The 13,601-nt window shown below is 65.7% G+C and carries 13 protein-coding genes; 12 read left to right on the forward strand and 1 reads right to left on the reverse strand.

Going from position 1 to position 13,601, the window contains the following annotated elements; genetic code table 11:
- Nucleotides 1-30 precede the first annotated feature (30 nt).
- The 4 genes from ABFK29_RS20905 (at nucleotide 31) to choV (ending at nucleotide 3,613) form a co-directional block, all read left to right on the forward strand.
- Nucleotides 31-522, forward strand: a complete 492-nt coding sequence (locus ABFK29_RS20905) for a MarR family winged helix-turn-helix transcriptional regulator (protein WP_005862534.1) — start codon at nucleotides 31-33, stop codon at nucleotides 520-522.
- Nucleotides 523-669: 147 nt separating this feature from the next.
- A complete protein-coding gene (locus tag ABFK29_RS20910; RefSeq protein ID WP_005862536.1) occupies nucleotides 670-1,590 on the forward strand; it encodes a choline ABC transporter substrate-binding protein in 921 nt (306 codons plus the stop codon).
- Nucleotides 1,591-1,698: 108 nt separating this feature from the next.
- Nucleotides 1,699-2,532, forward strand: coding sequence for a choline ABC transporter permease subunit (gene choW, locus ABFK29_RS20915; protein ID WP_005862538.1), 834 nt, complete (start codon nucleotides 1,699-1,701; stop codon nucleotides 2,530-2,532).
- Nucleotide 2,533: 1 nt separating this feature from the next.
- Nucleotides 2,534-3,613, forward strand: a complete 1,080-nt coding sequence (gene choV / locus ABFK29_RS20920; protein ID WP_005862540.1) for a choline ABC transporter ATP-binding protein — start codon at nucleotides 2,534-2,536, stop codon at nucleotides 3,611-3,613.
- Between the two features lie 26 nt (nucleotides 3,614-3,639).
- Here the strand turns inward: choV and ABFK29_RS20925 are convergent, their stop codons facing one another.
- On the reverse strand, nucleotides 3,640-4,344 hold the full coding sequence (locus tag ABFK29_RS20925; protein WP_005862542.1) for a GntR family transcriptional regulator: 705 nt from the start codon (nucleotides 4,342-4,344) through the stop codon (nucleotides 3,640-3,642).
- 165 nt (nucleotides 4,345-4,509) lie between these two features.
- Here ABFK29_RS20925 and ABFK29_RS20930 point away from each other — a divergent pair, with 165 nt between their 5' ends.
- The 8 genes from ABFK29_RS20930 (at nucleotide 4,510) to ABFK29_RS20965 (ending at nucleotide 13,587) form a co-directional block, all read left to right on the forward strand.
- Nucleotides 4,510-5,550 (forward strand): TRAP transporter substrate-binding protein, encoded by a 1,041-nt coding sequence (locus ABFK29_RS20930; RefSeq protein ID WP_005862544.1) that lies wholly within the window; start codon nucleotides 4,510-4,512, stop codon nucleotides 5,548-5,550.
- 106 nt (nucleotides 5,551-5,656) lie between these two features.
- On the forward strand, nucleotides 5,657-7,738 hold the full coding sequence (locus ABFK29_RS20935) for a TRAP transporter large permease subunit (RefSeq protein ID WP_005862546.1): 2,082 nt from the start codon (nucleotides 5,657-5,659) through the stop codon (nucleotides 7,736-7,738).
- 9 nt (nucleotides 7,739-7,747) lie between these two features.
- Nucleotides 7,748-7,870: a hypothetical protein gene (locus tag ABFK29_RS20940; RefSeq protein ID WP_005862548.1), complete on the forward strand. Its 123-nt coding sequence runs from the start codon at nucleotides 7,748-7,750 to the stop codon at nucleotides 7,868-7,870.
- Nucleotides 7,871-8,134: 264 nt separating this feature from the next.
- On the forward strand, nucleotides 8,135-9,871 hold the full coding sequence (araD, locus tag ABFK29_RS20945) for an L-arabinonate dehydratase (RefSeq protein ID WP_005862550.1): 1,737 nt from the start codon (nucleotides 8,135-8,137) through the stop codon (nucleotides 9,869-9,871).
- A gap of 9 nt (nucleotides 9,872-9,880) precedes the next feature.
- Nucleotides 9,881-10,315 (forward strand): hypothetical protein, encoded by a 435-nt coding sequence (locus tag ABFK29_RS20950; protein ID WP_157136590.1) that lies wholly within the window; start codon nucleotides 9,881-9,883, stop codon nucleotides 10,313-10,315.
- A gap of 72 nt (nucleotides 10,316-10,387) precedes the next feature.
- Nucleotides 10,388-11,287, forward strand: a complete 900-nt coding sequence (locus ABFK29_RS20955; RefSeq protein WP_005862554.1) for a dihydrodipicolinate synthase family protein — start codon at nucleotides 10,388-10,390, stop codon at nucleotides 11,285-11,287.
- Between the two features lie 12 nt (nucleotides 11,288-11,299).
- The gene (locus ABFK29_RS20960) at nucleotides 11,300-12,025 is read left to right on the forward strand and encodes a ribonuclease activity regulator RraA (RefSeq protein WP_005862556.1); all 726 of its coding nucleotides are present in this window, start codon (nucleotides 11,300-11,302) and stop codon (nucleotides 12,023-12,025) included.
- Entirely contained in the window at nucleotides 12,022-13,587 is a 1,566-nt protein-coding gene (locus ABFK29_RS20965) for a UxaA family hydrolase (protein WP_005862558.1), read from the forward strand. The genes ABFK29_RS20960 and ABFK29_RS20965 overlap by 4 nt, the downstream gene beginning before the upstream one ends.
- The last annotated feature ends 14 nt before the right edge of the window (nucleotides 13,588-13,601 follow it).

A 13,601-nucleotide genomic window follows, 5' to 3' on the forward strand; every position in this document is an offset into this window, starting at 1 on the left:
ATATTTAGACGATCTAACAAAGGAGGTTCGATGGATCGCATCGATACGTCGTTGATCGCATTACGCAGAATTCTCCGCGCGACAGAGCTGTTCGGTCGTGAGCTGAAGCAGGTGGCGGGTATCACCGCACCCCAGTTCCGCGCCCTGCAGATCATCGCGGAGAACGGATCCGCCACCGCGACCGAGATCGCGCAACGCATGAGGGTGACCCAGGCGACGGTGACGTCGCTTGTCGATAAACTCGTGCGGCAAAATCTCGTCGTGCGGGAGAAATCCGCCGCCGACCGCCGTCAGACCAACATTCAGGTGACACCGCTGGGGCACGAGACGCTCGACCGGGCGCCCGACCCCTTGCAACAACGGTTTGTCCGCAAGTTCGAGGCCATGGACGACTGGGAACAGTCGATGCTCGTGGCGTCTCTAGAACGCGTTGCGGCCATGCTCGATGCGGAGGATCTGGACGCGTCCCCAGTGCTGGACACAGGCGACATTCGCCACGCCGCCCGCAACGGCGCACACTGACCGTTCCCCGGGTACACACCGGGCGACCGGTTCACACGCGGAATGCCGCCTGTGACACCGCACACAAGATTGCTTAAGATTGCTTGAAGACGGGGCCACATTGCCGGATGTTGGGTGCATGACAAATCCCGACAGCGGAGAAACCCGATGAAAAAGACCCTCACCTTCTGCGCCATCGCGGCCCTTTCGGCCAATGGCGCATGGGCCGATTGCGATACGGTTGTCCTGTCCGACGTCGGCTGGACCGACATCACCGCCACCACCGCCGCGACCTCCGTCGTGCTCGAAGCGCTCGGCTACGACACCGACGTGAAGGTGCTGTCCGTTCCCGTGACCTACACCTCCATGGCCTCCGGCGACGTGGACGTCTTCCTCGGCAACTGGATGCCCACGATGGAAGCCGACATCGCCCCTTACCGCGAAGCCGGGACGGTCGATACGGTCCGCGCCAACCTCGAAGGCGCGAAGTACACGCTCGCCGTCAACAAGGCCGCCGCCGATCTGGGCATCAAGGACTTCTCCGACATCGCCGCGCACAAGGATGCGCTCGAAGGCAAGATCTACGGGATCGAACCAGGCAACGACGGCAACCGCCTGATCCAGTCCATGATCGATGAAGACGCCTTTGGCCTCGAAGGTTTCGAAGTCGTGGAATCGTCCGAACAGGGCATGTTGAGCCAGGTTGCCCGCGCCGACCGTCGAGACGAACCGGTCGTTTTCCTCGGCTGGGAACCGCACCCGATGAACGCCAACTACGAGATGTCCTACCTCACCGGCGGCGACGATTACTTTGGCCCGAACCTCGGCGGCGCGACCGTCTACACCAACACCTCCGCGGGTTTCGCCGAAGAGTGCCCGAACTTGGGCGCGCTGCTGAACAACCTCGAATTCTCCCTCGCGATGGAGAACGAGATCATGGGCAAGATCCTCGACGATGGCGCGGACCCGGAAGATGCCGCGACTGAGTGGCTCCAGGCCAACGCCGATGTGCTGGATGGCTGGCTGTCCGGTGTGACCACCAAGGACGGTGGGGACGCCATGGAGGCCGTGAAGGGCGCGCTGGAATAAGCGCCCGACGGTTCTACAGATACCGGCGCCGGTCCCGACAGGGATCGGCGCTTTCGGGTTTGACAAGACCAAGACCAAAGACGGACCGAACAGGGACAGGGGCGTGACATGGAGTGGCTGGAAGAACACAAGCTGCCGATCGGCAGTGTGGTCAGGGACGCGGTCGACTGGCTGACCGACAACGCGGTCTGGTTCTTCGACGGGCTCTCGCTGGCACTGGAATCGGTGATCGACGCCCTGCTCTGGTGCCTCCAGACGCCGCCCGCGCTGCTGATCGTCGCCCTCATCACGCTGCTGTCATGGTTCGCCCGCCGCTCTGTCGGTTTCACGATCTTCACCGCCGCCGGGCTGCTGCTGATCATCAATCAGGGCTACTGGGAAGAAACCACCGAGACCCTGGCATTGGTGATCGCGGCCGCCGTGGTCTGCATGGGTGTCGGCGTGCCGGTGGGCATCGCCGCGGCGCGCCGCCCGTGGCTCTATAACGCGCTGTCACCGGTCCTCGACCTGATGCAGACGATCCCGACATTCGTGTACCTGATCCCGGCGCTGATCCTTTTTGGACTGGGCATGGTTCCGGGGCTCATCGCCACGGTGATTTTCGCCATCCCAGCGCCGATCCGCCTCACCCATCTCGGCATCACATCGACGCCCACCGCGCTGATCGAGGCCGGCGAAGCGTTTGGCGCCACTCGCCGCCAACTGCTCTACAAGGTGGAACTGCCCTACGCGATGCCGCAGATCATGGCCGGGCTGACCCAGACGATCATGCTGTCGCTGTCGATGGTGGTGATCGCCGCGCTGGTCGGCGCCGACGGCCTGGGCGTGCCGACGCTGCGCGCATTGAACTCCGTCAACATCGCCCAGGGCTTCGAGGTGGGCATCGCCATCGTCCTTGTCGCGATCATCTTCGACCGCATGTTCAAGAAGCGGGGGTCCTGAGATGACCGACCCCATGACGACCCGGCCCATGGTCCGCTTCGACGCCGTCAACATCGTGTTCGGCGACGCACCCCAGACGGCCCTGCCGCTGATGGACGAAGGCCTCTCCCGTGCCGAAATCCAGGAACGTACGAACCAGGTGCTGGGCGTACATGACTGTTCGCTCGACGTGCATGACGGCGAAATCCTCGTGCTGATGGGGCTGTCGGGCTCCGGCAAGTCGACGCTGTTGCGCGCGGTCAACGGGCTGAATCCGGTGGCGCGCGGCAAGGTAGAGGTCCGCATGGACGACGAGTTCGTCGATGTCGCCACCGCCTCCGCCAAGGCGCTGCGCCGTATCCGCACCCAGCGCGTCGCCATGGTCTTCCAGCAGTTCGGTCTGTTGCCGTGGCGAACCGTCATCGACAACGTGGCCTTCGGGCTGGAGATCGCAGGCGTGCCCCAAACCGAACGTATGGATCGCGCCCGCCGCCAGCTCGACACCGTGAACCTCGGCGAATGGGCCGACCGCAAGGTGCAGGAACTGTCGGGCGGCATGCAACAGCGCGTGGGCCTTGCCCGCGCGCTCGCCACCGAGGCGCCGATCCTGCTGATGGACGAACCCTTCTCGGCCCTCGACCCGCTGATCCGCAACCGGCTTCAGGATGAATTGCTGGAACTGCAACAGCGGCTCGGACGGACGATCATCTTCGTCAGCCACGATCTGGACGAGGCTTTGAAGATCGGCAACCGTATCGCGATCATGGAGGGCGGGCGCATCGTGCAATGCGGCACGCCGCAGGACATCGTCCTGACGCCTGCCACGGAATACGTCGCCGATTTCGTCGCGCACATGAATCCGCTCAATGTGCTGCGCGCGATGGAGATCATGGCGCCCGCCCCTGCCGCACCGCCCGCGTCGGCGCGGCACGTCGCGCCCACCATACCGATCCGGGACATCCTGCCGATGCTCAGCGAGGACACCGCCCCGCTGATCGTCATGGAAGACGGCCAGCCCGTAGGGATAATCGACACCCGCGCGCTGCTGACCGCCCTGATGAATGAACAGCGACAGGTTGCAGAGGTCCGGGAAAGCGCCTGAAACCTCGGCGCACGTCCTGCTGCCCCTCAGCTCGAAAAGAACTCCGGGTACTTCTCCCGCAGCATGTCGAGCCGGCGGATCGTGCCCGAGAGGTGGACGCGGATCGCCTCCATCGCGGCGTCGGGATCGCCCTGCTCGATCCATTGCAAGATGCTCCAGTGCTTTTCCACGATGTCGGCCATCTTGCCCTCGGACGGCAGGTCCAGCATCTGGCAGCGGAACAAGTGGCCCAGCCTGCGGATCAGGATCTGCTGGAGGTTCGTCATGCCGACGCCCGCGAACAGCGTGCGGTGAAAGGCCCGGTCGAGTTCGTTGAACAGACCCATCTGCGCGGTATCGCCCTGCAGCGCCTCCTGCATGTTCAGGATCGCCCGCGCGCGTGAAATCACCTCCGGATCGGGATCGAGCGCCAGCCGGCGCACCACCTCCGTTTCCACGGCGACCCGCAGGAACTGGGTTTCCCGCAACTGGTCGACGTCGATGCGCTTCACGACCGTGCCGGACTGCGGCATGATCCGGACCAGCCCGTCCTCCTCCAGCCTCTGCAGCGCCTCGCGCACCGGGGTCAGGCTGACGCCGTATTCCTGCGCGATGGCCGTGCGCGACAGCACCGTGCCCGGCGGATGGTCCAGCGACACCACCTTCTTGCGCAACGCGTCGTAGACCGCGCTCGCCGCCGAGACCGGGTGCTTCTCTCCATGTTCGCCAAAAGCTTGTTCGATGATCGCCATGTCCGTTCCAGATACGCCACCGCAGTGGCCTTGCCCACTAATATCGGCGCTTCCCCATTTCAATCAAGATTGAACGCCTAATACTACTAATATATTAGTCCACGCAGCTCGTGAGCGCCGGTCGAGGAGGGCCGCGCCGCGTGCACTGCACCAAGGGAGGACACAATGAAAACCGAGATCCTGAAGCACATGTCCAAGGCGGCGGTCCTTGCGGCATCCGTCGCCGCGCTGGCCACCGCGGCGACCGCTGCCGACAAGACGCTGAAGATCCAGACGTCATCCAACGCCAGCCACGCCTCGCTCGCCTACCTGAACGAGGAATGGGTGCCCAAGCTGGAGACAATGACCGGCGGATCGCTTGGGGTGGAGCTTCTGCCGATCGACGCCGTCGTGCCGCGCCGCGAGACGGCCGAGGCGATCTCGGTCGGCATCCTCGACGGCGACCTCACCTCGATCAACTATTTCGCCGGTGTCGACCCGGCCTTCGCGCTGATGGGCGACCTGATCGCGGGCTACGACTCGGCCGACCAGATCCAGGCGTTCTGCGCGCAGGGTGGCGGCAAGGAGATGCTGCAGAAGCTCTTCGACGAACACTTCGAGGGCGTGCACGTGGTCGGCTGCGGCGCATACGCGCGCGAAGCCTTCGTCTCCAAGGTGCCGATCCGGGGCGTGAAGGACTTCGCGGGCGTGAAGGTGCGCTCGCCCGAAGGTCTTGCGGCGGACGTCTTCAAGCGCGTGGGTGCAGCGCCCGTGTCGATGTCCGGCTCCGAAACCTATGGCGCGCTCGAAAAGGGCGTGATCGACGCCGCGGACAATTCCGCCTATGCCAACAACGACGCCAACGGCATGCACAAGATCGCCAGGTACCCGATCTTCCCGGGCATCCACTCCACCCCGATCCTGCAGTTCACTGTCTCTCAAGCCGTCTGGGACGAGATGTCCGAGCAGGAGCAGGTCGCGCTCGAAACCTGGTATCTTGCCGCCTACAACGGGCTGCGCCAGCACTTCGACCGCCTCGACCGCCAGCTTGTCGCGCGTGACAAGGCGGCCGGGGAACTGGAAGTGATCGACTGGCCGCAGGAAGAGCGCGACGCCTTCCGCAAGGTGGCGCAGCAGGCGTGGGAAGACTTCGCCAAGGGCTCCGACCTGGCACAGGAAGTCTACGACGCGCATATCGCCTTCATGAAGGAAGCCGGGCTGCTCTGACCGCCTCAGAGCCCCCCAGGGCGTCCCCGGACGACGGGGACGCCTCGGCACCTCCAGGGCCTGTCCGAGGCCCTCTTTTCCCGGCCCCGAGGGAGGATTCCCGCCCGTGACCCGAAACATCGACGACGCCATCGCGCAGTCCGATCTGGAAATCGCCGATCAGGACCCCCTCGCCCACGAGGATGAGACGGACCTGCCGATGTCCGACTACACGGTGGTCGACCACGCCAGCCACATCACAGGCATCGCCATTTCGTCCTTCTACCTCGTGGCGGCGCTCGCCAGACTGTACGAGGTGTTTTCGCGCTACGTGCTGAACCACCCGACCTTCTGGGCGTTCGAGACGGTGATGACCACCGTGGCCGCCGCGTGGATGCTGTCGGCGGGCTACGTCACGCTGAAGAAGCGGCACATCGCGATCACCGTCATCCACGGGCTGACCACCCGGCGCCAGCAATGGTGGCTGGACCTCTTCGCCATGCTTGTGGGCATCTTCGCGCTCTACATGCTGCTGACCGACGCGCCGATCCGCGCCTACGTCAGCATCGAACGCATCGAGAAGTCCGGTTCCGCCTTCAATTCCCCCCTGCCGATGATGATGAAGTCGCTGATGGTGATCGGCGCGTTCATGTACCTCGCGCAGCTCATGATGAACCTGCACCGGCACCTGAACACCAACCTCGGGCGGCTGTTGGTCAAGATCGTCGCCGTCTACTTCGTCCTCTACTTCGTCTCCGCCTTCCTGTCCGAGGTCTTCGCCTTCGCCCCGGCAGAGGCGCTGTCGGGCGCCATCTCCGAAATCGGCAAGGCGCTCGACCCGTCGAAGGCGCTGGACATGCGGTCGATGGACCTGGGCACCGTGTCGCTCATCATGGTGGTCATGCTGATCGCGCTGATGATGACCGGCATGCCGCTGGGCATCGTCACCCTGATCGTGTCGGTCATCATGGCCATCGGCTTCTTCGGACCGCGCGGGCTGTTCCTCGTGTCCTCGAACGCGGTGGGCCTGCTGGAGCACTACTCGCTCGTCGCGGTGCCGTTCTTCGTGCTCATGGCCTCCATCCTCGAACGCGCAGGCATCGCCGAGGACCTCTTCGACGCCATGTCGATCTTTGCCGGCAACCTGCGCGGCGGCGTCGCCGTGCAGACCACCGTCGTCGCCGTGATCCTCGCCGCCATGTCGGGCGTCATGGGCGGAGAAATCGTCATGCTGGGTCTCGTCGCCCTGCCGCAGATGTTCCGCCTGGGCTACGACCGCAAGATCACCATCGGCCTGATCTGTGCCGCAGGCGCGCTGGCCACGCTGATCCCGCCGTCGATCATCATGATCGTCTACGGCCTGTCCGCCGAGGTCGGCATCGGCGACCTCTTCATGGCGGGCGCGATCCCCGGCATCATGCTGGCGGTGTTTTACGCGGGCTACGTTCTGATCCGCGTGAACCTGAACCCCCGCCTTGCCCCCACCGCGTCCGAGGTCGCCGCGATGACCGGCACCGAACAAAGGCTGTCGCGCGAGCGTCTGACCGCCGTGATCCTGTCGATCGCCCTGATCGCCACGGTCATGGGGTCGATCTACGCCGGAATCGCCTCGGTCACCGAATCCGCCGCCGTGGGCTGCATCGGCGCGATGGTGATCGCCGCCATCCGCAACCGCTTCAACTGGGAGGTGGTGACCGCCGCGCTCATGGGCACCATGGCGACCGTGGGCACGATCATCTGGCTGATCGTCGGGGCGGTCTCCTTCGTGGGTATCTTCAACCTTGTCGGCGGCGGAGAGTTCATGCGCTCCCTGTTCCTCGACCTCGGCCTGTCGGCCATGGGCACAGTGCTCGTGATGATGCTGATCCTGATGGTTTTGGGCACCTTCATGGAGTGGATCGCCATCGTGCTGATCACCGTCCCGGTCTTTGCGCCGGTGGTGATGACGCTGGCGCCCGCCCTCGGCCTGACCGAGGATCAGGCCAAGATCTGGTTCGGCATCCTCTTCGTGATGAACATCCAGATCTACTTCCTGTCGCCGCCCTTCGGCCCGGCCTGCTTCTGGCTGAAATCCGTGGCGCCGAAGGATGTGACCCTGCAGGAGATCTTCCTCTCCGTACTGCCCTTCATCGGCCTTCAGATCGTCGGCCTCGTCCTGGTGATGGCCTTCCCGCAGATAGCCCTTTTCCTTCCCGAACTCCTGAACTGAGGTAGAGCCATGATCGGACGCGACTCACGTGAAGACATCGACGGCTACGGCATCTGGCCCTGGCTTTTCGGGCTTGTGCTCGTGGCGGTCATCATCGGAATCATGTTCGGTGCCGCCCAGCCCATTTCCTGAGCGGCAACCCTGGGGAGGGGGACGACATGCCGGACCGCCGGACCGCCGCGCGGCCTGCCCGAACGGATGGCCTCCGGCCCTGTCGCCGCGCGATGAGGCCCGCCATCGGAAATCCCATCGGGGGCAACGTGACCACGGGCACCACAGATGGCATGGTGGTGACCGTGGCCATGCGCCGAACCACATGCCCGCAACATCCGGCCTCGCGCCGGCCGGGATGGCCCGGCCAGCGCCGCCAGTTTCGAAGACCAGCAAGGACAGACCATGACCAACCGCAAGACCCCTGAACAGCTCCGCTCCGCCCGCTGGTTCGCACCCGACGACCTGCGGTCCATGGGCCACCGCTCCCGTGCGATGCAGATGGGCTGGGACGACGAGGACTGGACCGGCAAGCCGGTGATCGCCGTCATCAACACCTGGTCCGACCTCTCGCCCTGCCACCACCACTTGCGCGACCGCGCGGAATTCGTGAAGCAGGGCGTCCTGCAGGCGGGCGGCCATCCGGTCGAGATGCCGGTGCACTCGTTCTCCGAACAGCTCCTGAAGCCGACATCCATGCTCTACCGCAACATGGGAGCACTGGAGGTCGAGGAAACCCTGCGCTCCCATCCCATCGACGGCGCGGTGCTGCTGGGCGGCTGCGACAAGTCCACCCCGGCGCTTGTGATGGGCGCGGTCAGCATGGGGCTTCCGTTCATCTTCATGCCCGCCGGCGCCATGCTGCGCGGCAACTACGCGGGGCAAAAGCTCGGTTCGGGCACGGACGTCTGGAAATACTGGGACGAACGCCGCGCGGGCACCATCGGCAAGGAAGAGTGGATGGGCGTTCAGGGCGGCATCGCCCGCAGCTACGGCACCTGCATGACCATGGGCACCGCATCGACCATGATGAGCATCGCCGACGGCTGGGGCCTGACCCTGCCCGGCGCGTCCTCGATCCCCGCGCCCGACGCCGGCCACAAGCGCATGGCCAAGTCCTGTGGGCGCCGCATCGTCGACATGGTGTGGGAAGACCTGACCCCCGACAAGATCATGACAGAGGCGAGCACGCGCAACGCCGTCACCGTCGCCATGGCCACCGGCTGCTCGACCAACGCGATCATCCACCTGATCGCCATGGCGCGGCGTGCGGGCGTTCCGCTGGGTCTCGACGACCTCGATGCCATCGGGCACACCACCCCCGTCCTCGCCAACATCCGCCCTTCGGGCAAGGAATACCTGATGGAAGACTTCTTCTACGCAGGCGGCCTTCCGGCGCTGATGAAGGAACTGGGCAACAAGCTCGACCTGTCGGTGATGACCGTCTCGGGCAAGACGCTGGGCGAAACCATCGAGTCGGCGGTGAACTACAACGACGACGTGATCCGCCCGCTTTCCAATCCGCTGTATCACGAAGGTTCGCTGGCGGTGCTGCGCGGCAACCTCGCGCCCGACGGCGCGGTCATCAAGCCCGCCGCGATGGACCCGAAGTTCCAGACCCACAGCGGCCCCTGCATCGTCGCCGACAGCTACGCGGAGCTGAAGGAGATCATCAACGACGAGGACTACCCGATGACCCCGGATCACGTGCTGGTCCTCAGGAACGCAGGGCCGCAGGGCGGGCCGGGCATGCCGGAATGGGGCATGATCCCGATGCCGAAGGCGCTGCTGAAACAGGGCCACCGCGACATGGTCCGCCTGTCCGATGCGCGCATGTCCGGCACGTCTTACGGGGCCTGCGTCCTGCACGTCGCCCCCGAGGCCTTCATCGGCGGCCCGCTCGCGCTGATCCGCACCGGGGACGTGATCGACATGGACATCCCCAACCGGCGCCTGAACGTCCAGGTCTCCGATGCGGAGATGGCGGAGCGCCGCGCCGCCTGGACCGCGCCGGAACCGCGCTTCGAACGGGGATACGGGTACGTCTTCACCAAGCACGTCGAACAGGCAGACAAGGGCTGCGACTTCGACTTCCTCACCACGGAATTCGGCCGCCCCGTGCCGGAACCGGAAATCAACTGAGTGGCGGCGGTGGCGACAGACGACCGGCCGGAGGGCACGCCCGACAAAGTGCTCTTCGGGGCGCTGGCGGCGTTTGCGCTTGCGGCGCTGGCGCTGCTCTATTCCGTGTTGCTGACCGGCCTGCTGGTGGACATGTTCACCGCCGACCGCCTCTCTCGCCGGGATCTGATGTTGTCTCCGCTCTACCTCGTGCTCTGTCCATCGATGGCGGGAATTGCGCTCTGGAACGCGGTGCACTTCATCCGCCTTCAGCGCACCCCCACGCGGCCTGCGCCGCGCGTCCTGCGCGACGGGCTCTGGCTGATCGTGGTGGTCTGGGTCGTTTTCACCGGCATCGCCATCGGTTTCGGCGCGCTCGAAGAGCCGGGCGTCCTGCCCTACCTCGCGGGCCCCGCCGCCCTGGCCCTGTTCTGCCTCCATGCGCTTCGGAAAGGGCAGGCATGATCCTCAACTGCCGCGCCGGGTGCATCCTGCGCGCCCATGCAACGACCGTCAAACGGCCCTACGGAGAACCACATGTCATCTGACCTGCACAAGAGCCTGACGGGCGTGTCCGGTATCCTCGTCACCCCCTTCGACGAGGCGGGTGAGATCGCGCCCGACCTGCAACGCCCCATCGTCGAGCGCGCCATAGAGGCGGGCGTGCATATCCTGACCGCCAACGGCAACACAGGCGAATTCTACGGGCTGACGCTGGAAGAGGCGCAGGCCATGGTCCATGCCGCCGGCCAGCACATCGACGACCGCGTGCCCATGGTCGCGGGCGTCGGACGCGGCATCCGGGACGCGCAGGCGCTGGCCGAAGCCTCGGGCCTGGCCGGGGCCTCCGCGTTGATGATCCACCAGCCGCCGGATCCCTTCGTGTCGCCCCGTGGCCTCGTCCGCTATGTCGAAGCCGTGCGTGAGGCGGGCGATGGCCTGCCCATCGTCCTCTACCTGCGCAACGACACCATCGGCACGGAGGCAATCCGCGCCATGTGCCTCGTGGAGGGCGTGATCGGCGTCAAATGGGCCACCCCCAACCCGATGAAGCTGAAGGCCGCCATCGCCGCCTGCCCGGACGACATCGTCTGGACCGGCGGCCTGGCGGAGGTCTGGGCGCCCACCTTCTACGCAGTGGGTGCGCGCGGCTTCACCTCCGGCCTGATCAACGTCTGGCCGGAACGTTCCGTGGCGATCAACACCGCGCTGGAAAACGGCGACTACGAAGAAGCCCGCGCCCTGATCGCCGGGATGCAGGTGTTCGAGGACATCCGCGCCGAGGAACAGGGCGGTGCCAATGTGCCCGGGGTGAAGGGCGCGCTCCAGATGATGGGTGAGGACTGCGGCGCTGCCCGTCCCCCTGCCGCCTGGCCGCTCTCCGACAGCCAGCGCCTGCGGCTGGAAACCTTCATGACCACCAATGGCCTGATCTGAGGACCCCCAACCATGACCGACCATCCGCTCAAACCCGAAACCAAGGCACAGCTCGAACAGGTCTCCGTCGCGACATTGGCCACCGCGCTCTTCAAGCGCGGGCTGAAGAAACAGGTTTTGCAGGACGTGCGCCCGGTGGCGATGAAGGGGCGCAACATGGTCGGCCCCGCCTTCACCCTGCGCTACATTCCCGCCCGCGAGGATCGCAACGGAATCGAGGTCTTCCGCAACCCCGACCACAAGCAGCGCGTCGCGGTGGAGACCTGCCCCGAGGGGCATGTCCTGGTGATGGACAGCCGGGGCGACGCTTCCATGGCCTCCGCCGGCGACATCCTCATCACCCGGCTGATGATGCGCGGTGCAGCAGGTGTCGTGACGGACGGCGGCTTTCGCGATGCGATGAACATCGCGGGGCTTGAGATGCCCGCCTACCACCAACGCCCCTCCTCGCCCACCAACCTCACCAACAACGAGGCCGTCGAGATCGACGGCCCCATCGGCTGCGGCAACGTCGCGATCTTTCCCGGCGACATCATGGTCGGCGACGACGACAGCGTGATCGTCATCCCCGCCCACCTCGCCGACGAGATCGCAGCAGAGGCGACCGAGATGACCTCCTACGAGGACTTCGCCCTTGAACAGGTGAAGGCCGGAGCGACCATCATCGGCCTCTACCCCTGCACGAAGGACGAGAACCGCCAGAAGTACGAGGACTGGCGGCAGAAGGCCGGACGATGACCGACGCAAGTCTGCATACAGGCGCGGGCGCGCCGCAGAGGACCATGGCCGGAAAGCTGATCCACCTCGATCCGCAGGACAACACCGCCGTCGCGCGGGACAGTATCGCTGCGGGCACCGACCTGGGCCACGGGCTGGTGGCCTTGGCAGACGTGCCCGCGGGCCACAAGGTCGCCACCCGGCACATCGCCCGCGGCGGCCCCGTGGTGAAATACGCCACGGTGATCGGCTTTGCGGGCGCAGACTGCCCGCCCGGCACCTATTTGCACACCCACAACGTGCTGATGGACGAGGTGCAGAAGGACTACCGCTTCGCGCAGGACTACCGCGCGCCCGACCTGCTGCCCGCGCAACAGCGCGCCACCTTCCTCGGCTACGCCCGGGCCGACGGGCGGGTCGGCACCCGCAACTACATCGGCGTCTTCATCACCGTGAACTGCGCCGCCACCGTCGCCCGCAAGGTCGCCGCCCACTTTGACGCGGACCGGCTGCAGGATTTTCCCAACGTCGACGGCGTCGTGCCCTTCATCCACCAGCAAGGCTGCGGCATGGAGGGCACCGGAGAGGCGATGGACCTCCTGCACCGCACGCTGGCGGGCTACATCCGCCATCCGAACATTGCCGGCGCGCTCGTGCTGTCCCTCGGCTGCGAGCGCAACAACCTCGACCGCTTCTTCCGCGACACCGCGCTGGAAAGCGGCAAGATGCTGCACACCGTTCGGATGCAGGACGTGGGCGGCACCGCCGCCGCCATAGCCGAGGGCAAGGCCGCGATCCGGGCCATGCTGCCGGAAGCGAACGCTGCCACCCGCACGCCGCAATCCGCCGAACACATCACCGTCGGCCTGCAATGCGGCGGCTCCGACGGGTTCTCCGGCCTCTCCGCCAATCCGGCGCTTGGCCGCGCCGTGGACCTTCTGACCCGCAACGGCGGCACTGCGATCCTGTCGGAATTTCCCGAACTCTACGGCATCGAACACACCCTGACCGCACGCGCGAAGGACGAGGAGACGGGCCGCGCCATCCTCGACCGGATCCGGTGGTGGCTCGACTACACCGACGGCAAAGACGTGCAGATGCAGGGCGTCGTCGGCCCTGGAAACATGCAGGGCGGGCTGGCCAACGTCATCGAAAAGGCGCTCGGCGGCGCGAAGAAGGGCGGCTCAACCGGCATTCAGGCGGTCTACCGCTACGCGGAGCCGGTGACGGCGCGCGGGCTTGTCCTCATGGACACACCCGGTTACGACCCCGTCGCCGCCACCGGACAGCTCGCGGGCGGCGCCAACCTGATCGCCTTCACCACCGGGCGGGGGTCCTGCTTCGGGTCCTATCCCGCTCCGACGATCAAGCTGGCATCCAACACGCCGATGTACACGAAGATGCTCGGCGACATGGACATCAACTGCGGAACCGTGATTGATGGCGCTACCACGCTCGACGCCCTGGGCGAGACGATATTTGCCCGTATCCTCGCCACCGCATCCGGCGAGGCCACGAAGAGCGAAGCCGCAGGCGTCGGCGCAGACGAATTTGCCCCGTGGCCGATCGGCGTGACCGGCTGAGGCACTAACCACAA

Origin of the sequence: Sagittula stellata E-37 (assembly GCF_039724765.1) — a bacterium.
Classification (GTDB): domain Bacteria; phylum Pseudomonadota; class Alphaproteobacteria; order Rhodobacterales; family Rhodobacteraceae; genus Sagittula; species Sagittula stellata.